The organism is Nonomuraea sp. NPDC049709 (assembly GCF_040674815.1).
Classification (GTDB): Bacteria; Actinomycetota; Actinomycetes; order Streptosporangiales; family Streptosporangiaceae; genus Nonomuraea.
Genome location: NZ_JBFANM010000024.1, coordinates 20,965 through 40,194, shown reverse-complemented (window position 1 = coordinate 40,194; position 19,230 = coordinate 20,965). Strand labels below are relative to the sequence as shown.

Below are 19,230 nucleotides of genomic sequence, written 5' to 3'. Positions count from 1 at the left end.
CATGACAGCCACCACCCGCGAACCCACCCCGTCCCGCCCGGACGCCGGCCGGCTGCCGCTCGTCGCGATCTGCCTCGGCTATTTCCTGGTCATCCTGGACGTCACCGTGGTCACGGTCGCGATCCCCGTGATCGGCACCGACCTGCACGCCGGGCTGAGCGCGCTGCAGTGGGTCGCCGACGGTTACACGCTCGCCTTCGCCGGGCTGCTGCTGTTCTGCGGCGGGCTCAACGACCGGCTCGGCGGGAAGCCGGTCTTCCTCGCCGGACTGGTGGTGTTCACCCTCGCCTCGGCCTGTTGCGGGCTGGCCCCGTCGGCCGGTGCGCTGATCGGCGCGCGGCTGGTGCAGGGCGCCGGCGCCGCGCTGATGGTGCCGGCCTCGCTCGCGTTGCTGCGCAACGCCTATCCCGACCGGCGGGCGCGGGCCCGTGCCTTCGGCGCGTGGGGGATGGTCGCCGGGATCGCCGCGGCCGCCGGCCCGGTGCTCGGGGGCGTGCTGGTGGACGCCGCCGGCTGGCGGTGGGCGTTCTTCGCCAACCTCCCGTTCGGGGTGCTCGGCTTCCTGCTGACCAGGAGGTACGTGCCCGCCCCCGCCCCGGTCGGCCCCCGGTCCGGCCTGGACGTGCCGGCCCAGGTGGCGGGCGCGCTGTGCCTCGCCGGGCTGACCTCGGCGCTGATCGAGGCCGGGGCGCGCGGCTGGGCGTCCCCGCTGGTGCTGGGCGGCCTCGGCCTGTCCGCGCTCGCGCTGCCGGCCTTCGTCCTGCTCGAACGCGGGTCGCGGGCGCCGATGCTGCCGCTGGAGCTGTTCGGCGGCCGGCGGTTTTCGGCGTCGGCGGTCGTCGGGGTGCTGCTCAACCTCGGGTTCTACGGGCTGCTGTTCGCCGCGCCGCTGTTCTTCGAGCGCGTCCGGCACCTGGGCGCCCTGATGACGGGGCTGGCCCTGCTGCCGATGGCGTTGATGCCCGTGATCTCCTCGCCGCTGAGCGGCCAGGTCGCCGCGCGTACGGGGCCGCACGTGCCGATGGCGCTCGGGCTCGTCATGGGCGGGGCCGGGCTGCTCGGCCACCTGCTGGCCGGCCCGGACACGAGCTACGGGTCGCTGGTGGCGCCGATGATGCTCACCGGCTTCGGGACCGGCTTCACGATGCCGGCCGCCACCTCGGCGATCATGGAGGCGGCGCCGGCCGAGCTCGGCGGCGCGGCGTCCGCGGTGTTCAACGCCGCCCGCCAGACCGGCAGCGCGATCGGGGTGGCCCTGGCCGGCACGCTGGTCGCGGGCGGCGGGCTGGTGGGCGGCCTGCACGCCACCGCCGTCGTCGGCGGCCTCGGCTTCCTGGCCGCCGCCGCGCTCACCCTCCTCGCCTTCTGAACCGCCGGCCGCCGCCAGACGAGGCCGGCCTCGTAGGCCGCGATGGCCAGGTGCACGCGGGCGCGGGCGCCGGGCCGGCGATCGGCGGTGGCACGCTCATGATCGATGGTGGCCACGCTGCTCGGGCTGTCGTTCGGGGTGATCCTGCGTAAGGCGGCGGTGGCCGACCGCAGCCCTGGTGGCGCTCGTTCTTGCCGATCGTGAGAGGCGCTGGACGGCGGCGTCAGGGCGCCGGAGCCTCGTCCAGGTGGATGCGCCCCCCGCTGTGGTCCAGGATGGTGAGGAGCTCCACGGGACCCTCGTGGGCGCCGATCGAATGCGGCGTCATGGTGGAGAACTCCGCCGCGTCGCCCGCCTCGACCAGGATCGTGCGCTCGCCCAGGTGCAGCCGGGCGGTCCCGGACAGCACGGTGAACCACTCGTGGCCGGGGTGCACCTTCAGGTGCTCGGCGCCGGCGGGCCGGTCGGGGGTGATGCGCAGCTTCGCCACGGTCACCCCGTGGAGGGAGCGCTCGCGCGACAGGAGCCAGCTCGTCAGCCCGGGCGTGTGACAGGGCTGCGGCCGGATCACCACGTCCTGGTCGTCGGCGGACTCCACGAGCTGGTCGAGCGTGGTGTCCAGGGCCCGGGCGATGGGGACGAGCTGGTCGAGCGCGATCCTGCGGCGCCCGGTCTCGATGCGGCTCAGGTTGGACGGGCTGATGTGGCAGCGGGCCGCGAGCACGTCCAGCGACCAGCCGCGCGCCAGCCGCAGGCCGCGGATGCGCTGCCTGATCACGCTGTCCAGGTCGAAGTCTTGCGTCATGGGCAAGAGTGTATGCCCCTCGGGCATGGGCCCGCTGGAGCCCTCGTGGACCGGTCAACTGGTGACCCCGAGGCGGGCGCGTACCTTGGCGAGGAGGTCGTGCGGGAGCGGGGCGTAGCCGTACAGGGAGAGGTTGGACTGGCCGGCGTCGCCGGCGGTGTAGCGCAGGAAGGCCCGCACCAGCGGGTCGGTGTTCTGCGAGCAGGCGATCTCGTAGGTGACCAGGACGATCGGGTAGGCGGCCCGGACCTTGGTCCGGTAGTCGAAGCGCACCACCAGGTCGTCGTCCCTGCCGACGATCTTGGCGCCTTCCAGGGCCTTGGAGGCGCTCTGGGGCGAGAGCGCGACGAACTGGCCGGAGGCGTTGCGGACCCGGGCGGTCTGCAAGCGGGCCTCGCTGGCGAAGCCGTACTCCACGTATCCGATGGAGTTCACGGTGTGCTGGACGGCCTTGGTGATCCCGGTGGAGCCGGTGACGCTCTGCCCGGCACCGTTCCACTTCCTGGACGGCCGGTGCGGCCAGTGGCCCGTCGCCTTGAGGTAACTGGTGAAGTTGTGGGTCGTGCCCGAGTCGTCGGCGCGGTGGAAGACCCGGATGTCGGTGCGCGGCAGGCGCCTGCCGGGGTTGTCGGCGACGATCTGCGGGGCGTCCCACCTGGTGATCCGCCCGTTGAAGATGCCGGTCGTGGTGGTCGGTGAGAGCTTGAGATCCGGTACGGACGGCACGTTGTAGGCCAGCGCGATGGGCCCCACGACCATGGGCAGGTGTACGGCGCGGTTGCCGCAGCGCCGGTCGGCCCGCACCTGCTCGCAGGGCCGCATCGCGACGTCGGAGCCGGCGAACGCGGTGGTGCCCGCGACGAAGTCACGGATCCCGGCCCCCGATCCGTTGTCCTGGTAGTGCACGCGCAGCCCGGGGTGGTCCCGGTGGAACTCGGCCCGCCAGGCGTCCATCGCGCCCTTCTGCGCGCTGGATCCGGAGGCGTAGATCGACTTCATGACGGGCGGGCTCTGCGGCACGTCCTCGCGGGTGAGTATCACGGCCCCGCTCAGACCGGCCGCGCAGGCGGCCATGGTCAGAGCGACGATTCCCGCGATCCATGTCAGCTTTGCCATTCGGCCGACGCTATGAAGTGGTCATGTCCGCCCGGTGAATCGGCCGTCAAGCTTCCTGCCGGAAAGGGTCATTTCCGCGTCAAATGCCATATTTCGCCAGATTGCACGCCTTTGTCCTGCCGGTGGCCGCGCTGAGCCTCGGCGCCGGGGTGTCCGCGGACGTCAGGTGGGTCTGGCGCTCCGGTGGCTCGTGACCGCCGTCAGGCGAGGTAGCCGTGCAGGAAGGCGCGGACGCCGGAGGTGACCATCTCGTCCACCTCCCGCTCGTCGGGAGCGGCTCCGAGATATGGCGGGGTGCCCGCGGCGATCAGCAGCATGAGGTGGAGGGTGGCCCGGTCGGGGTCGTCGGTGCGCAGCAGCCCCTGCTCCACCCACCGCCGCAGGTGGCCGGCGAGCTCGCGGCGGACCCGTAGCGGCCCGGTCTCCTGCCAGGCGTCGATGACGGCCTGGGGGACGTGCCCGGCCTCGGCGTTGATCTGCCGTACGAGTGCGAAGTGCTCCGCGTGCTCGGCGGTCATCGGCCGGGCGAAGTCGCGGCCGAACTCCACGAGGTCGGACTCCAGATTGGTGATCTTGCGCAGGTGGCGGTCGATGACGGCGATCTGCGCCTCGGCGGCCCGCCCGGCGCTCTCCTGGATGACGGTGCGGAACAGCTCGGTCTTGTCGGTGAAGTGGTTGTAGATGGTACGGGTGGAGACGCCCGCGGTGGAGGCGATGGCGTCGATGCTGGCCCGGGTGTAGCCGTCACGGGCGAACACCGTGAGCGCCCCGGCGAGGATCGCCCGGCGCTTGTCGGCCTGCCCGCCGCGTGGCCGTGACGTCGTGCTGTTCGTCCTGGTCATAGCCCGGGCTCTCCACATCTCTTACAACGATCGTTTTATCTATTACCATGCACGTTGTACTTTACCGCATGTCCCGCATCTTGCCCTCCGAGATTGTCCAACGGCGTCTCTGGACAATGTTCGGACGAATATCCGCCGATTGTTTCTTGCTGCCCGGGCGAAAGGCCGATTGCATTCCTGGCGGAGAGATCAGGCCCGGCTGGAACATGATCTGACCTTCCCTCGGAAAGGAGTCGGTTCGACATGAGGATCCGCGTAGCAGCGGTGGCGGTGTCCGTGACGGCGATCGCGTCGCTCGGGATGGCCGCGGGACCCGCGAGCGCTCACCCGTACGACGGAAAGGACCCGTACCGGAGCGGGTGCGCCAACAGCAAGGTGAACACCGGGAAGAAGGCCGCGCTGAAGAACGAGATCGGCGACGTCCTGGGCACCATCCGGCTGTACTACTCCCGCCGCTGCGGCACCAACTGGGGCGAGGTTACGGTCCCCAAGAGCGCTTCCGGCAGCATCACCGTGTTCACCAGCAGGACGAGCAGATCCTTCAGCTACCGCCCGGGGAACGGCGGGCACCACTGGGGCGACATGGTCTACGCCCCCAGCGGTGTCTGCGCCAAGGCTTCGGGGACCGTGACGGCCGGGATCGGCCGGGTCAACAGGGGCAGCGGCACCACGCCGAAGGCCTGCGACTAGCCCGCGTGCCGGCAGATGGCCCGGCTCAACATCGGCTGAGCCGGGCCGCCGCCTTCCCGGGCGAGGGTGCGTCCGCCGGAAATCGAGTTTCCATCCTAGGGGCTCTAGGATATAACTAGAGGCCCTAGGAGGGAGAGCGCATGGTGCGGGCGGGGCTGACGGTGGAGCGGGTGACGATCGCGGGCGCCGAGCTGGCGGACGAGGTCGGGTTCGAGCAGGTGACCATGTCGGAGGTGGCGCGGCGGCTGGGCGTGAAGGACGCGAGCCTCTACACCCACGTCCGCAACGTGGAGGACCTGCGCGGGCGGATCGCGCTGCTGGCCGCGGACGAGAAGACCGTCCGCATCGCGGAGGCGACCGCCGGCCGCGCGGGCAGGGACGCGCTGGTCGCGTTCGCGAACGCCTGGCGCGACTACGCCCGCGAGCATCCGGGCCGCTACACGGCGACGCAGACCCCGATCCAGATCGACCCGGAGCTGGTCGCGAAGGCGCCGGGGCCGCGGCGCGCGGTCGAGCTGACCTACAGCATGCTGCGCGCCTACGGGCTGGCCGAGCCCGACCTCACCGACGCGGTGCGCGTGCTGCGCAGCACGTTCCACGGGTTCGTCGCGCTGGAGGCGGCGGGCGGGTTCGCCCACGAGCGCTCGCCGCAGCAGACCTGGGTCCGTGCCCTCGACGCCCTGCACACCCTTCTGGAGCATTGGCCCCCGTCCCGAGAAGGAGACCCGAAATGACCACCCCGACGGCCGGCAGCCTGCGCGTGAGCGGCGCCACCCTGCACTACGAGGTACGCGGCGCAGGCCCGCTGCTGCTGCTGATCCCCGGAGGGTCGGGCGGTGCGGCGTCCTTCGACGGCGTCGCCGGCGACCTGGCCGCCGACTACACGGTCGTGACCTACGACCCGCGCGGCATGTCCCGCAGCGCGCTGGACGATCCGGACGCCGAGCAGCACGTGGCCGAGCACGCCGACGACGCGTATCGGCTGCTGGAGCTGCTGTCGCCGGGCGAGCCCGCCCGCGTGTTCGGCGCCAGCTCGGGCGCGATCGTCTCCCTCCACCTGCTCGCCACCCGCCCCGAGCGCCTCGAACGCGTCGTCGCGCACGAGCCGCCGGTGGTGGAGGTCCTGCCGGACGCCGACGAGCATCGTGCCCTCATCGCCCGCGTACGCGAGACGTTCCGCGCGGAGGGGCTCATGCCGGCGATGGCCGTGTTCGCGGCGGGGCTGAAGAAGGACGGGGACGGTGGCGAGCCCGAGGCCGAGGTCAGGCTTCCGCCGCAGGCGGCGGCACGGGCCGAGCAGACGATGGCCAACCTGCCCTACTTCGTCGGGCGCATCGTGCCCGCCTTCATGTCCTACACCCCGGACGTCGACCGGCTGGAGCGGCTCTCGGACCGGCTGGTGCTGGCGTGCGGCCAGGACTCGGCCGGCGAGCTGCCCTACCGTCCGGCGGCGTTCCTGGCCGAGCACTTCGGCACGGAGCTCGTGCACTTCCCCGGCGGGCACACCGGCCTGACCACGCATCCCGCCGAGTTCGCCGAGCTCCTCCGGAAGGTCTTCCACGCCTGACCGCGCCCTGCCACCGGGGTCAGGCGTCGAAGAGGATGTGCCGCAACGTCCGGGTGAGGTGCCCGGTGAGCTGCTCGGGCGGCATCGAGGCCAGCGGTTCGGTGCGCGCGATGTACCGGCTGAAGGTGATCCCGATCAGATGTGACCCCAGGAACGCGACACGCGTGTCCACGTCGTCGCCGGACATGTCGGAGAGCACGGACCGGTAGACGGTGCGGCTGCTCTCCTGCATCGCGGCCAGGAGGTGGGCGGCGGTGCGCTCGTCGGACGCCGCGCTGCGCAGCAGGGCGACGAGCGGGTCGTTGGCGGCGTCGGTCTCCATCCGCCGGACGAAGCCGCGGGCGATCCGCTCGGGCAGCGTCGCCGGATCCCCGGCCGCCAGCCGCTCCAGGTCGCGATTGCCCGGCACCGCCGCGAGAAAGAGCCGCTCCTTGGACGAGAAGTGCCGGGTGATCAGGCCGTGGGTGACGCCGGCCCGCTGGGCGATGTCGCGGAGGGTCGTACGGGCGTAGCCGCGTTCGGCGAAGGACTGGCGGGCCGCCTCGAGGATGGCCGCCCGGTGCCCCTCGGGGTCCCGCCGGTGCTTGCGCCGCGGTTTCCCCGGCGCCTCCTGGTCGTTCACGCCGCCTTCTCCATGCGATCACTGTACTGCCGGCCGCCGTGCCCTCCGCCGGCTGCTGTACCCTTAGTATCCAATTGGACATTAAGGATTTCACGGAGGGACGACCTCACATGACCAGCACCATCATCATCGGCGGCAGCGGCGGGCTGGGCCGCGTGATCGCGCAGCGTTTCGCCGGCCGCGGTGACGACGTCATCATCACCAGCCGGGACAAGGCGCGGGCCGAGACCGTCGCCGCCGAGATCGGCGCCGGCACCCGCGGGCTGGCGCTCGATCTTGCCCGGCCTGAGACGATCGGTGCCTCGCTGGCCGAGGTGCGCGGCGTCGACAATCTCGTCATCACCGCGGCCGGCCAGGCGGCGAACACTCTGGAGCGGTTCGACCTCACCGATGCGATCACGGCCGTGACCATGAAACTCGTCGGTTACACCGAGGCCGTCCGCGTGCTGCGCGACCGGTTCGGCCCGGGCGCTTCCGTCGTGCTGTTCGGGGGCCTCGCCAAGGAACGCCCGTACCCTGGCTCGACCGTCGTCACCACCTTCAACGCCGGGATCACCGGCCTGGTCAGGACGCTCGCGGTCGAGATCGCCCCGCACCGCGTCAACGCCCTGCACCCGGGCCTGATCGGCGACAGCCCCAAATGGCGGCACGTCCCAAATCCGCCGCATTCGACGCGGACGCCGATCGGCCGGCTGGTGACGATGGCCGAGATCGCCGACGCCACGGACTTCCTGCTCCGCAACACCGGGATCAACGCCCATGACCTGCACATGGACGGCGGCCTGCTGGCCACCTGAGGGGGCTCGGCGGGCGTGCCTGAGCGGGCTCAGCGGCCGTCGGCCGACCGGTCACGGGACGCGTCCGCGCCCCAGCTCGCCAGCAGGCGCAGCGCCTCCTCCGACGCCGAACCGGGCTCGGCGTGGTAGGTCGACACCGACTGCTCCTGATCGCCGGGAAGCGTGAAGTCCTCGTAGCGGAGCGTCAGCTCACCCGCCAGCGGGTGCCTGATCCGTACGCTGCCGTACGCCTTCCTCCTGACGTCGTGGGCCGCCCACAGCCCGCGGAAGTCCGCGCTCTTCATGGACAGCTCCCCGATCAGCGCCGCGAGCAGCGGATCGTCCGCGTGCAGCCCGGCGTCCAGCCGCAGGTTCCCCACCACGTCGGAAGCCTTGGCCTCCCAGTCGGCGAAGAGCCGCCGGGCCGCCGGGTCGAGGAAGGCGATCCTGGCCCAGTTCCGCTCCTGCGGGGCCCGCGCCGCCCAGTCGCCGAAGAGCGCCGAGGCAGTGCGGTTCCACGCCAGCACGTCGGTGCGGCGGCCCCACACGTACGAGGGCACGCCCTCCATCGCCGTCAGCAGGTCCAGCAACGCGGGCCGCACCCGCCGGCGCCGCGGCGCGGGCCGCCGCCTGCGCTCCTTCGGCCTGGCGAGGTGCAGCAGGTGGGCGTGCTCGGCGTCGGAGAGCCTGAGCGCACCGGAGATCGCGTCCAGCACCTCGGCCGAGACGTTGCGGGCGTTGCCCTGTTCGAGGCGGGTGTAATAGGCCACCGAGATCCCGGCGAGCTGGGCCAGCTCCTCCCGCCTCAGGCCCGGCACCCGGCGCGACCGGCCGTGCCCGGCCAGCCCCACGTCGCCCGGCTGCAGCCTGGCCCGTCGGGTACGCAGGAACGCGCTCAGCTCGGCGCGCGGGTCCAGGTGCCGCTCATGCCACGGTTCCGGGCCGGGGTCTGCGGGATCACTCCCACCTCGCGGGTCGCGGTCATCGGCGCGGGCGGTGTCGGCGCGCTGGCGATCCGGTACGCCGTCGCCATGGGAGCCCGCGTGGCCGTCATCGGCCGGTCGAACCGGAGCGAGGCGGCGGCGAGGGAGATGGGCGCCGAGCGGTTCATCGCCACCCAGGACACCGACCCGGCCGAGGCCCTCAGCGCCTGGGACGGTGGCGCGGATCTGATCCTCAACACCTCCCCGTCCACCTCGGCCGCCTCGGCGACGCTCACGGGCCTGGCCCCCGACGGCACGCTCGTGCTGTGCGGGTACGGCCCCGAGCCGCTGATCCTGCCCACCCAGCCGATGGCGCTCAACCGGCTGCACACCATGATCAATCCGTCCGGCTCCCCGCACGACGCGCGTGACACCCTCGCGTTCTCAGTGGCGCACGGCATCCTGCCCGAGTTCACCCCGATCGGCCTGCGCGACGCCAACACGGCGCTCGACGCCATGGCCAAGGGGCACTCCGGCAGACGGTCGGTCATCAGCTTCGGCTGACCAGGGGGACGCAGTCGAGGAGGAGGTGGCCGAGCGAGGTGCTGCGGACCCCGGCGAGGTGGAGCCCGGCCTCGGCGGTGATGGCGGCGTAGTCGTCGGCGGTGCGCTCGCGTCCGCCGTTGAGCACCAGCATGCGCAGGCTCATCTCGGCGAACATGGCCGAGTCGGCACTGCCCGGTGTGTCGATCACCACGACCCGTCCGTGCGGCCCGGCCGCCTCGGCGCACCGGCGCAGGATCAGTACGGCCTCGTCGTCGCCCCAGTCGTGCACCACCCGCCTGAGCACGTACACGTCGCCCCCGGCGGGCAGCGGATCGAAGAAGCTCTGGCCGGCGAACTCGCACCGCGCCTCCAGCCCGCTCTCGGCCAGCTGCCGCCGGCCCCGCTCCACGGTGTCCGGCAGGTCCACGAGCGTGGCCCGCAGATCCGGGTCGGCGCGCAGCAGGCCGGCGAGCAGGGCCCCGGTGCCGCCGCCGACGTCGACCACGTGCCGCACGCCGGACCAGTCGTACGCCTGCACCGCGTCGGCGACCTCGTCGGCCACGGAGGCCATCATCGCGTCGAAGGACGCGCCCATCTGCGGGTTCGTGGCGAGATAGCGCCAGATCGGGGCGCCGAAGACCGTCTCCCACGCCGGCTGCCCCGTGCGGACCGTGTGCAGCAGGCCGGTGAAGGCCAGGTCCATCTGCCCGCCGAAGCCGCCCAGGTCGAGCTGCTCCCGCATGCCGGACGGGTGGCCGGACGCCAGCAGCGCGGCGGGTCCGTTGACGGCGAACCTGCCCGGCTCCCGTTCGGTGAACACGCCCCGGCAGACCAGGAGCCGCAGCAGCCGGGCCAGCGCGTCGGCGTCGGTGCCGGACCGGCGGGCCAGCTCCTCGACGGGCACCGCGTCGCCGGCCATCAGATCGGTGAGCCCCAGCGAGGCCGCGACCCGCACCGCCATCGGCGTGACCAGGTCTGTCACGGGTGCCAGCACTTCCCAGGCCGCGTGCCAGGCCGACGACCGGCCGTCATGATCGTCTTCCGTTGCGGTCACGTCACGACTCCCTCTTCCCGCGGGACGGGCCCGAGCTTACCCCTGTGTCACTCGCCCCGGGAGCTCGGAGAGGCGGTTGCTGAAGCGGGCCAGCATGGCGGTCTGCATCGTCTCGGGGAACAGCCGGGCGATCATCGGCGGGATGCGCCAGTTGGCGGGATTGCGCTTGGCCAGCCGGGAGACCAGGGAGATGCGCGGGTAGCGGGCCCTTTCGTAGGCGCGCAGCCGTACCGACGGGTCACCGCCCTTGGCGAGCTCGCGCCCGAGCACCCACGCGTCCTCGAGCGTCTGGTTGGCGCCCTGCCCCAGGGTGGGCGGCATCGTGTGGGCGGCGTCGCCGGCCAGCGTGACGCGGCCCTCGCCCCAGACCTTGCGGACCCTGTTCCAGTGGTGGCCGAAGAACTCGAGGTCCTCCTCGGTGGCGGCGGCGAGCACCTCGGGGACGGGCGAGGCCCAGTGGCCGAACCGGCGCCTGAGCTCGGCCAGCGGCGCGGCCGGCCGCGGGTCGGCGGGCGACCAGCGGACGTCGAACCACCACTGCAGCAGGCCCTTCCCGGCCGGCATGAGCCCGCAGGCGCCCTCCCGGCCCGAGATCATGAGGTGCCGGGTCGTGTCGGTGATGTCGATCCCGATCGGGCTCAGCCCCTGCCACGTGCCGAACGTGGCCGGCCGGACGGTGCCGTCGCCCCACAGCTGTCGCCGTACGACCGAGTGGTGGCCGTCGGCCCCGATGAGCAGGTCTCCCGTGGCGGTCGATCCGTCGGTGAAGGTCGCGGTGACCCGGTCGCCGTCCTGGGTGACGTCCCGGCAGGCGACGCCGTAGCGGACGAGGTCGCCGGGCAGCCCGTCGGTGAGGCGGTCCTGCAGGAGGCGGCGGGGGACGGCCTGGGTGGGGAAGCCGTACCGGCCGGTCGCGTGCGCGATGTCCATGGTGGTACGCAGCCGGCCGTCGGAGGCCAGCCCGTCGATCCGGTCGATCCGGGCTCCGGCGCCCGCCAGGCTCACGCCCAGATCATCGAGCACGGCGTTGCCGTTGCTCCAGACGAGTAAGGCCTTACCGCCCGTCCGGGGGGCTAGGGCCTGCTCGAAGACCCGCACCTCGTGACCGGCCGCCAGCAGCACGCGGGCCACGGCCAGGCCGCCGACGCCGGCGCCTATGACAAGGACGTCCATATCCCCTCCGCTTCGGAGTATCTTCAAATCGAAGATACAGCCGGGGGTGGCCGGTCCCGAAAGCGGCTCACGGGCTCGCGGGCGGCGGGGCGGGTGCGCCGGTCGCGGCGGCGGCGTAGCGGCGGGCCAGGAGCGCGAAGGCGTCCTTGAGCTCGCCCGGCCCGACGACCTCGATGTCGGCGTCGAACCTGCCGACGGCGGCGGCCAGGCCGGGCCAGGACCACGAGCCCAGGACGAGCCGGCAGCGATCCGGGCCGAGCGCCTCGACGACGCCGTCGCGGGTGTGGCCGGACACCATGTCGGCGGGCAGGTCGAGGATGACCTCGCCGCGGCAGGGCCAGTCGCCCGAGCCGTCGGAGCCGCGGAACCGGCCGCTCACGAAGCCGGCCACGTCACCTCCGGGCAACTCGCGCGGGGTGAAGCGGGGCCCGGTGGGCGTGCGCGGGGTGATCCGATCGGCGCGGAAGGTGCGCCAGTCCTCGCGGTCGAGGTCCCAGGCGACGAGGTACCAGCGCGCGCCCCAGGTGACGAGGTGGTGCGGCTGCACCCGGCGCGGCGGGGCCTGCCCGCCGCCGTCGTCGGCTCCCGGCTGGGCGTAGTCGAAGCGCAGCACCTCGCGGGCGTGGACGGCGGCGCCGAGCGCGGTGAGCACGCCGCCGTCGACCGGCGGCTCCGGCCGGGTCGCGGGCGGCTCGACGGCGGTGACCCGGAGGGTGTCGATCCGGTGGCGCAGCCGTGCGGGCATGACCTGGCGGACGGTGTTCAGCGCGCGCGACGCGGCCTCCTCGATGCCGGCCCCGGACGTGGCCGCGATCTGGAGCGCGACGGCCAGGGCGACGGCCTGCTCGTCGTCGAACAGCAACGGGGGCAGCTCCGCGCCGGCCTCCAGCCGGTATCCGCCGTCCGGCCCCTTGAAGGTCATGATCGGATAGCCGAGCTCGCGCAGGCGGTCGACGTCGCGGCGCACGGTGCGCGGGCTGATGTCCAGCCGCTCGGCCAGCAGCGCTCCCGGCCAGTCCCGGCGCGTCTGGAGCAGCGAGAGCAACGCCAGCAGCCGCGCTGAAGTCTTCGGCATGTCCCCCATATTGCCGCAAGTAGCGGCCACATCCTGACCGCTACTCCTGCGACTGTTTGTCCCGCGCCGGACGACGGCGTGCACGACGAATGATCGAAGTCAGGAGCCAGGAATGTCCGTCAAGTCCGTCACTCACCTGAACTTCCGGGGCGACGCCCGCGCGGCGCTCGAGTTCTACCAGTCCGTGTTCGGCGGTCACCTCGCCGTCGTCACGTACAAGGACGCCGGGAACGTCGAGGACCCCGCCGCGGCGGACCAGGTGATGTGGGGCCAGGTGGCCGCGGACAGCGGTTTTCACGTGATGGCGTACGACGTGCCCGCGGGGATGCCGTGGGACCAGGGTGAGAACGCGTTCTTCGTCTCCCTGCGCGGCGACACCGCGGAGGAGGTCACCGCGTACTGGGGGAAGCTCTCCGCCGGGGCGACCGTCGTGCGGGCGCTGGAGCCCGCGCAGTGGTCCCCGCTCTACGGGATGCTCAGGGACCGCTTCGGCGTCGTCTGGGTCGTGGACGTCGCGAGCGAATACAACGGCTGAGCGTCCGGCGTGGTGCGGGGCACCGCACCACGCCCCCAGAGGAAGATCGAAGGGACAACCACATGAGAATGCGGCCTTTGGGACGCACCGGAATACAGGTCAGCCCCTACTGCCTGGGCACCATGCTGTTCGGCCAGGTCGGCAACCCTGACCACGACGACTGCGCCCGCATCATCCACCGGGCCGTCGACGCCGGGATCAACTTCATCGACACCGCCGACGTCTACTCCTGCAGCGAGACCGAGGAGATCGTCGGCAGGGCGCTGAAGGGCCGCCGCGACGACATCGTCCTGGCCACCAAGGTGAGCGGCCCGATGGGCGACGACCCCAACCGGGCCGGCAACTCCCGGCGCTGGATCGTCACCGAGGTCGAGCACTCGCTGCGCCGCCTGCGTACCGACCACATCGACCTCTACCAGATCCACCGCGCCCACCCGGGGGTCACCTCGGCGATCATCGGGCCGCGCACCATGGAGCAGCTCGACGACCTGCTGGCCGGCGCCGGCACCGTCCTCGGCGACGACCTCCTCGACAGGATCGACGAGATCGTGCCTCCCGGCACCGACATCGGCCCGCTCGACGTCGCCTACCGGCCGCCGGCCCTGACCCGGGCGGCGCTGCGGCGGCGGCCGGCCGGCGAGCGCGCCGCGGCATGACCGTTCTCGGAACCCGGGCGCTCAACCGCGCGACGCTCGCCCGGCAACTGCTGCTCGACCGGTCCGACATGCCGGCCCTGGACGCCGTCGCGCACCTCGGCGGACTGCAGGCGCAGGAACCGCAGGAACCGTTCGTCGGGCTCTGGTCGCGGCTGCGCGCGTTCCACCCGGCGGTGCTCTCCGACCTGCTGACCGGGCGGCGCGTGGTGCGTACCCACCTCATGCGGCGCACCGTCCACCTCCTCACCGCCGACGACGTCCTGGCCTGGCGGGCCCGCCACGACGCCATGCTGCGTCAGCGGGTGCTGGGGACCTACCGCCGCGAGCTCGCCGGGGTGGACCTCGGCGAACTCGCCGCGGCGGGCCGGGCGGTGATGGCCGACGGCGAGCCCCGCTCGATGGGCGAGCTCGCCCGGGCGCTGGCCGGGCGCTGGCCGGAGCCGGGGCCGCGGGCCCTGGGGGAGATGCTGGTGGCCGCGCTCCTGCCGATGGTGCAGCTGCCGCCGCGCGGGTTGTGGCGGGCGCGGGCGGGAGTGCGCAACGCGCTGCTCTCGTCCTGGCTGGGGCGCGAGATCGACCCCCTGTCCCCGGACGGCGGCGACCCCGTGGGCCAGGCGCTCGTACGGCGCTACCTGGCCGCGTTCGGCCCCGCCGCCACGGCCGACCTGCGCGCCTGGTGCGGCCTGGCCGGGCTGCCGGGCGCGGTGGCCGCGATGCGCGGGGAGCTGGTCGCCTTCCGCGACGAGCGGGGCCGCGAGCTGCTGGACCTGCCCGGCGCGCCGCGCCCCGACCCCGACACCCCCGCCCCGGTACGGTTCCTGCCGGCCTTCGACAACGCGATTCTCGGCTACCACGACCGGAGCCGGATCATCGACGACGCCCACCGCGGCCTGTCGGTCGCCGGCGCCCGCGTCGTCCTCGTCGACGGCCGGGTCGCCGCGACCTGGAGCGCCGAGGCCGGCACCGTGACCGTCCTTCCGCTGCGCTCCTTCTCCCCGGCCGACCGCGAGGCCGTGGCCGAGCAGGGGCGGGCGCTGGCGGCGTTCCTGTCCGACGGCGACGGCGACCGCGTACTTATCGCCGCGTCTCCTCCTTGAGCGGCCGGTGGATCGCCGGGCCGGTCGTCAGCCCTGGGCCTGCGGGGGAGCCCAGAAGCGCTCGTAGTTGGCGGTGGTCGACAGGGAACGCGGCTCCGCGCGGTCGAGGTAGAGCATGCCCTTGAGGTGGTCGGTCTCGTGCTGGGCGATCCGGGCCGGCCAGCCGGACAGCTCCAGCTCGTACGCGTGCCCGTTCCCGTCGAGCGCCGACAGCCGCACCTCCGCGTGGCGCGGGACGACGGCGGTCAGCCCTTCGACGCTGAGGCATCCCTCGTAGAAGGCGTGATATCGGGACCCCAAGGGGGTGACGACGGGGTTGACGAGCTCCAGCGGCGGCTGGCGCACGCGCTCGCGCTCCGCGGCGATCTCCGGCGGCACGTCGGCGGGGTCCTCGATGACGGCCAGCGCCAGCGGGATGCCCACCTGCGGCGCGGCGAGCCCCACCCCGACGCCCGGCAGGTGCAGGAACATCGCGTCGAGCAGCTTGCGCAGCAGGCCGTCGGGGAGCTGGCCGTCGTACGGCTGGGCCGGGCGGCGCAGCACGGGGTCGCCCACCTGGGTGACCGACCAGGGCCGGGGCGCCGCCAGCAGGGCGTGCACCCGCTCGACCAGCTCGTCGCCGCCGGTGGCGGGCTTGTGCTCGATACGCAAGGGGGGTCCTTTCCGATCAGCGGTCGCTCAGCAGACGATAGAGCACGTCAAGGTCGCGTACGGAGCGTTCCGGGCACCGGCGGCCAGGACGCTGCGCGCCACCGGCAGGGATGCGACCTCCGCCCACCAGCTTGCGGGACGTCCTGCACAGCGTGCGAACCGGAAACCGGCTCGACGGCGCCCCGCCCGAGCGGATGCCGACGACCCGCGACGCCGGTCCGCTCTAGCCCGCTCCGTCAGGTCCCCGCGGGCTCCTCGGTTCGGGGACGGGCGGCGTGCTGCCGTGTCGGTGGTGCCTCGACCGTGTCACGAATGGCGGCCGGTGTGGGCGGTGATGGCCGTGGCGAGGGGCGGTACGACCGCGCGGGGCAGGGCGTGGCCGAGGCCGGGCACGGTGACGAGGGTGGCGGTGGGGATGGCGCGGGCCAGCCGGGCGGCGTGCGGCGGCGGGGTGATGGGGTCCTCAGGCGCGTCGATCACCAGGGTGGGCACCGTGACGTGCGCGAGCTCGGCCCCGCGGGCCATGCCCGACTGGTCGGCCAGGGCATGGGCGACGGGGCCGCGCCAGGTGCCGCTGTGGGCGGCGATCCGGCGTTCGAGGCCGGCGAACTCCTCGGCGTCGAACGGCAGGACGTCGCCGTTCAGCACCCGCCAGTGCTCGACGCGCCAGTGCAGCTCCGCCTCCTGGTCGCGCTCCTGACCGAGCTCCGCCCACAGGTCGAGCAGCCGGGGGTCCGGCCCGGGCAGGTCGTCGTCGGCGATGGCCGGGTCGGGGGCCGCGCCGCCGAGCAGGGCGGAGCCGAAGATCGTGGCGCTCAGCAGCCGGTCCGGGTGGTCCAGGAGCAGCAACTGCACCAGCGTGCCGCCCAGGGACATCCCGACCACGTGGGCACGTGCGATCCGCAGCGCGTCCAGGACCGCGATCGCGTCGTCCGCCAGCGCCCGGATCGGGTAGGGGCGCTCGTCGAAGGCATGGGTGGAGCGTCCGGTGTCGCGGTGGTCGTAGCGGACGACGAAGTGGTCCCGGGCCAGCAGCTCGACCAGCTCGTCGGGCCAGCCGAGCCCGCTCGCGTTGGCGCCCATCACCAGCAACAGGGCGGGACGCTCCGGGGCACCGGCCGTCTCCACCCACAGGCGGTTGCCGTCCGCCACCTCCACGAAGGTCTCGTCGCGTCGTAGCGGGTCGGTCAATCGGGGCATGGCGTCGTCCTCATCGGTTCGGGTTCAGATGGGCTTCACCCTAACACGAGACGGTACGTCTCGTCTCGCATGGGTACGTACGGACTGCCCGGCCGTCCCGCCGTTGCCGGTCCGGGCGAGCGTCGGTGCGGACGACCTAGGAAGCGAGCAGGTCGAGAGCGAAGCCGTAGACGAACAGGAACAGGCCGAACCACCGCAGCGGGTGGGCCGGGCGTTCGCGGTCGAGCAGCCTGGCGAGCCCCTCGGTGACGACCCTCGCGGGCAGGTGGACGGCGTGCAGCCAGCGCTCGTAGAGCCTGCCCTCGCCCTGGGACAACGCCACCACGGTGGCCACCGCGATCACGCCGGACGCCAGGGTGAACCAGTCACCCAGGTACACCTGGGCGTAGGCCGACAACAGCACCGCTCCGATGAAGAGGAAGAACCCGGCGACCAGGGCTGTGCGTCCCATCGACCGCCATCGGCGTGCCCGGTGCAGCCGTGCGGCCTCCCCGGCGGTGAGGCGCTCGGCCATGAGCTCCCACACCATGGCGTACAGCCGCTTCTCGTCCTCGGGGGTGATCGCCCGCCCACCGACCTCGCCGCTGAACCGGGCATGGAGGACGCGGTGGTCGAGCAGGCTGAACGGCGCCTCGTCCGGCACGTCCACCACGCTCTCGGCGTCGACCAGGACGGGGTCACCGTGTTGCGCGTGCTGGACGCCACCGATGGGCGGCCCCAGCAGCAGCGGGCGGGTGACGATGTGCTCGTGCAGCCAGGTGGCCATCCGGAGGTTGGTGTCGGTGCTCCGGAGCCCGGCGATCCTCGGGTTGATGCCGCGCTGCCGGAGCCGGGCCCGCTTGCCCGCCGCGCGCAGTTTGTCCGGGTCGGCAAGGTCGATCAGGACGACCAGACCGGCGGCGAACTGCAGCCCTTTGCCGATCCGTCCCCACCACAGCATGGTGGTGAACCCCAGCCGGACCTCCTCGGTGCTCCCGCCGTTCCCCCACTGCGCCAGGACGGATCCCAGGCCGTTGACCGTCGCCCAGCCGACGCTGAGCAGGATCACGACCGCGTACAGCGTTCGCCGCCGGCGCTTGCGTCCACCGGCGCTCAGCCGCCGGCCCCACCTCGACCAGAGCACGGCCACCGTCACGCACGCGGCAGCGGCGACGATCGTGGCGAGCACGCCCATCGCCAGGCCGCGCTCCAGCTTGGCCAGCGTCGCCGTGACGACGATCACCAGGAGGAGCCAGAATCCGACGACGCGCATGGTTCACACCGAAGCGTCTGTGCGCGGGGCCGTCCAGTGGATTCCTCGTATCGCCGTGGCGGGGTTCCGGGGCGGCATCCGGGGCTCATCGGGGCTCAGGTGACCGGTGGGGGTCGCCGGGTAGGGGCGGGACGAGGGGACGGGGGACAGGGCACATGACACGACACACGACCAGGTTGCGGGAGCTGGTCAGCGCTCCCGAGATCCTGGTGGCGCCCGGCGCGTACGACGGGACCGGCGCCCGGCTGGCCCAGGAGCTGGGCTTCCGGGCGATCTACCTCAGCGGTTTCCAGACCTCGGCCAGCGTGCTGGGCCGGCCCGACGTCGGCTACCTGACGCTGACGCAGATGGTGGCGCGGGTCGCCGCCTTCGCCGAGGCCGTGGACCTGCCGCTGATCGCCGACGCCGACACCGGCTACGGCAACCCGCTCAACGTACGTCGCGCGGTACGCGAGTACGAGACGGCCGGCGCGGCGGCGATGCACATCGAGGACCAGACCTTCCCCAAGCGCTGCGGGCACATGCTGGGCCGCCATGTCATCGCCAAGGAGGACATGATCCAGAAGATCAGGGCGGCGGTGGACGCGCGGCGCGACCCCGACTTCGTGATCATCGCCCGCACCGACGCGCGTACCACGATGGGCCTGGACGAGGCGCTGGAGCGCGGCGCGGCCTATCACGAGGCGGGCGCCGACCTGCTGTTCGTCGAGTCCCCCGAGAGCGAGGACGAGATGCGGCGCGTCTGCGACACCTTCCGCGGTGTCGTTCCCGTGCTCAGCAACCAGATCGAGGGCGGCCGGACCCCGCTGGTGAACGTGCGCGGGCTGCAGGAGATGGGCTACGCGCTCGTGATCTTCTCCGTCGGCGCGGCGTTCGCGGCGGCCAAGGGCATGCGGGACTACCTGGAGACGCTCGCCACGCGGGGCGAGACTGGCCCGGACGTCCAGAACATGATCACCTTCGACGCGTTCAACCGGCTGATCGGGCTCGACGAGCACGCCGCGCTCGAGGAGCGGTACCGGACGCGCTGAGCGCGGCGGCGGCTCAGGGCCGGGACCTGGCGGCGGTCCAGGCCGCCCCGCCTCACGGTGGTCAGGTGGCCGTCGAGCAGGAACTCCACCGTGCCGTTCGCGCCTGGCCGCGCCCACGATGATCACCTCGCTGGGCCGTACCTCCCGGGCCGCCCGCCCCGGTGCTGCGCCACCTCCTCCAGGCGATCACCGGCACGGACCGCTCTGACGACCGCCCCCGGCGAACCGGTGGAGCGTCCGCACCCGACGA

The 19,230-nt window shown here is 72.9% G+C and carries 21 protein-coding genes; 10 read left to right on the top strand and 11 right to left on the bottom strand.

Features of this window, described 5'->3' with window-relative positions; translation table 11 throughout:
- The first annotated feature begins 1 nt into the window (after nt 1).
- Nucleotides 2-1,369, top strand: coding sequence for a DHA2 family efflux MFS transporter permease subunit (locus AB0J69_RS24660; protein ID WP_364121422.1), 1,368 nt, complete (start codon nt 2-4; stop codon nt 1,367-1,369).
- Between the two features lie 223 nt (nt 1,370-1,592).
- Here the strand turns inward: AB0J69_RS24660 and AB0J69_RS24655 are convergent, their stop codons facing one another.
- The 3 genes from AB0J69_RS24655 to AB0J69_RS24645 all read right to left on the bottom strand — a co-directional run bounded on the left by AB0J69_RS24655 (nt 1,593) and on the right by AB0J69_RS24645 (nt 4,132).
- On the bottom strand, nt 1,593-2,174 hold the full coding sequence (locus tag AB0J69_RS24655) for a helix-turn-helix transcriptional regulator (RefSeq protein ID WP_364121419.1): 582 nt from the start codon (nt 2,172-2,174) through the stop codon (nt 1,593-1,595).
- Between the two features lie 54 nt (nt 2,175-2,228).
- Nucleotides 2,229-3,290, bottom strand: coding sequence for a phosphate ABC transporter substrate-binding protein PstS (gene pstS / locus AB0J69_RS24650; protein ID WP_364121416.1), 1,062 nt, complete (start codon nt 3,288-3,290; stop codon nt 2,229-2,231).
- Between the two features lie 200 nt (nt 3,291-3,490).
- Nucleotides 3,491-4,132: a TetR/AcrR family transcriptional regulator gene (locus AB0J69_RS24645; protein WP_364121414.1), complete on the bottom strand. Its 642-nt coding sequence runs from the start codon at nt 4,130-4,132 to the stop codon at nt 3,491-3,493.
- Nucleotides 4,133-4,375: 243 nt separating this feature from the next.
- Between AB0J69_RS24645 and AB0J69_RS24640 the strand changes: the two genes are divergently transcribed.
- The 3 genes from AB0J69_RS24640 (at nt 4,376) to AB0J69_RS24630 (ending at nt 6,389) form a co-directional block, all read left to right on the top strand.
- Nucleotides 4,376-4,822, top strand: a complete 447-nt coding sequence (locus tag AB0J69_RS24640; protein WP_364121411.1) for a DUF2690 domain-containing protein — start codon at nt 4,376-4,378, stop codon at nt 4,820-4,822.
- A 140-nt stretch (nt 4,823-4,962) separates the two neighbouring features.
- A complete protein-coding gene (locus AB0J69_RS24635; RefSeq protein WP_364121409.1) occupies nt 4,963-5,556 on the top strand; it encodes a TetR/AcrR family transcriptional regulator in 594 nt (197 codons plus the stop codon).
- Entirely contained in the window at nt 5,553-6,389 is an 837-nt protein-coding gene (locus tag AB0J69_RS24630) for an alpha/beta hydrolase (RefSeq protein ID WP_364121406.1), read from the top strand. The genes AB0J69_RS24635 and AB0J69_RS24630 overlap by 4 nt, the downstream gene beginning before the upstream one ends.
- A 19-nt stretch (nt 6,390-6,408) precedes the next feature.
- Here the strand turns inward: AB0J69_RS24630 and AB0J69_RS24625 are convergent, their stop codons facing one another.
- Nucleotides 6,409-7,011 (bottom strand): TetR family transcriptional regulator, encoded by a 603-nt coding sequence (locus AB0J69_RS24625; RefSeq protein ID WP_364121403.1) that lies wholly within the window; start codon nt 7,009-7,011, stop codon nt 6,409-6,411.
- Between the two features lie 110 nt (nt 7,012-7,121).
- Between AB0J69_RS24625 and AB0J69_RS24620 the strand changes: the two genes are divergently transcribed.
- Nucleotides 7,122-7,808 (top strand): SDR family oxidoreductase, encoded by a 687-nt coding sequence (locus tag AB0J69_RS24620; RefSeq protein ID WP_364121400.1) that lies wholly within the window; start codon nt 7,122-7,124, stop codon nt 7,806-7,808.
- Nucleotides 7,809-7,837: 29 nt separating this feature from the next.
- Here the strand turns inward: AB0J69_RS24620 and AB0J69_RS24615 are convergent, their stop codons facing one another.
- Nucleotides 7,838-8,686, bottom strand: a complete 849-nt coding sequence (locus AB0J69_RS24615; protein WP_364121713.1) for a helix-turn-helix domain-containing protein — start codon at nt 8,684-8,686, stop codon at nt 7,838-7,840.
- 27 nt (nt 8,687-8,713) lie between these two features.
- Between AB0J69_RS24615 and AB0J69_RS24610 the strand changes: the two genes are divergently transcribed.
- The gene (locus AB0J69_RS24610) at nt 8,714-9,274 is read left to right on the top strand and encodes a zinc-binding dehydrogenase (RefSeq protein WP_364121710.1); all 561 of its coding nucleotides are present in this window, start codon (nt 8,714-8,716) and stop codon (nt 9,272-9,274) included.
- Here the strand turns inward: AB0J69_RS24610 and AB0J69_RS24605 are convergent.
- The 3 genes from AB0J69_RS24605 to AB0J69_RS24595 all read right to left on the bottom strand — a co-directional run bounded on the left by AB0J69_RS24605 (nt 9,261) and on the right by AB0J69_RS24595 (nt 12,558).
- A complete protein-coding gene (locus AB0J69_RS24605; RefSeq protein ID WP_364121397.1) occupies nt 9,261-10,310 on the bottom strand; it encodes a methyltransferase in 1,050 nt (349 codons plus the stop codon). The two genes, AB0J69_RS24610 and AB0J69_RS24605, sit on opposite strands and share 14 nt — an antisense overlap.
- A 36-nt stretch (nt 10,311-10,346) precedes the next feature.
- The gene (locus AB0J69_RS24600; RefSeq protein WP_364121394.1) at nt 10,347-11,483 is read right to left on the bottom strand and encodes an FAD-dependent monooxygenase; all 1,137 of its coding nucleotides are present in this window, start codon (nt 11,481-11,483) and stop codon (nt 10,347-10,349) included.
- 67 nt (nt 11,484-11,550) lie between these two features.
- Nucleotides 11,551-12,558 carry a WYL domain-containing protein gene (locus AB0J69_RS24595; RefSeq protein ID WP_364121391.1) on the bottom strand — a complete coding sequence of 336 codons (1,008 nt, stop codon included), beginning with the start codon at nt 12,556-12,558 and terminating at the stop codon, nt 11,551-11,553.
- A gap of 112 nt (nt 12,559-12,670) precedes the next feature.
- Here AB0J69_RS24595 and AB0J69_RS24590 point away from each other — a divergent pair, with 112 nt between their 5' ends.
- From AB0J69_RS24590 to AB0J69_RS24580, 3 genes are all read left to right on the top strand, one after another.
- Nucleotides 12,671-13,093 carry a VOC family protein gene (locus AB0J69_RS24590; RefSeq protein WP_364121388.1) on the top strand — a complete coding sequence of 141 codons (423 nt, stop codon included), beginning with the start codon at nt 12,671-12,673 and terminating at the stop codon, nt 13,091-13,093.
- A gap of 68 nt (nt 13,094-13,161) precedes the next feature.
- Nucleotides 13,162-13,749 carry an aldo/keto reductase gene (locus AB0J69_RS24585; protein ID WP_364121707.1) on the top strand — a complete coding sequence of 196 codons (588 nt, stop codon included), beginning with the start codon at nt 13,162-13,164 and terminating at the stop codon, nt 13,747-13,749.
- Nucleotides 13,746-14,846, top strand: coding sequence for a winged helix DNA-binding domain-containing protein (locus AB0J69_RS24580; protein ID WP_364121386.1), 1,101 nt, complete (start codon nt 13,746-13,748; stop codon nt 14,844-14,846). Before AB0J69_RS24585 ends, AB0J69_RS24580 begins: the two co-directional genes overlap by 4 nt.
- Before the next feature lie 27 nt (nt 14,847-14,873).
- On the opposite strand, the gene AB0J69_RS24575 is transcribed toward AB0J69_RS24580, so the two are convergent.
- The 3 genes from AB0J69_RS24575 to AB0J69_RS24565 form a co-directional block, all read right to left on the bottom strand.
- Entirely contained in the window at nt 14,874-15,497 is a 624-nt protein-coding gene (locus AB0J69_RS24575; protein WP_364121383.1) for a peptide deformylase, read from the bottom strand.
- A 306-nt stretch (nt 15,498-15,803) separates the two neighbouring features.
- Nucleotides 15,804-16,697 carry an alpha/beta fold hydrolase gene (locus tag AB0J69_RS24570; protein ID WP_364121380.1) on the bottom strand — a complete coding sequence of 298 codons (894 nt, stop codon included), beginning with the start codon at nt 16,695-16,697 and terminating at the stop codon, nt 15,804-15,806.
- Between the two features lie 136 nt (nt 16,698-16,833).
- On the bottom strand, nt 16,834-17,949 hold the full coding sequence (locus AB0J69_RS24565; protein WP_364121377.1) for a hypothetical protein: 1,116 nt from the start codon (nt 17,947-17,949) through the stop codon (nt 16,834-16,836).
- Nucleotides 17,950-18,104: 155 nt separating this feature from the next.
- Between AB0J69_RS24565 and AB0J69_RS24560 the strand changes: the two genes are divergently transcribed.
- A complete protein-coding gene (locus AB0J69_RS24560) occupies nt 18,105-18,980 on the top strand; it encodes an oxaloacetate decarboxylase (RefSeq protein WP_364121374.1) in 876 nt (291 codons plus the stop codon).
- Nucleotides 18,981-19,230 lie beyond the last annotated feature (250 nt).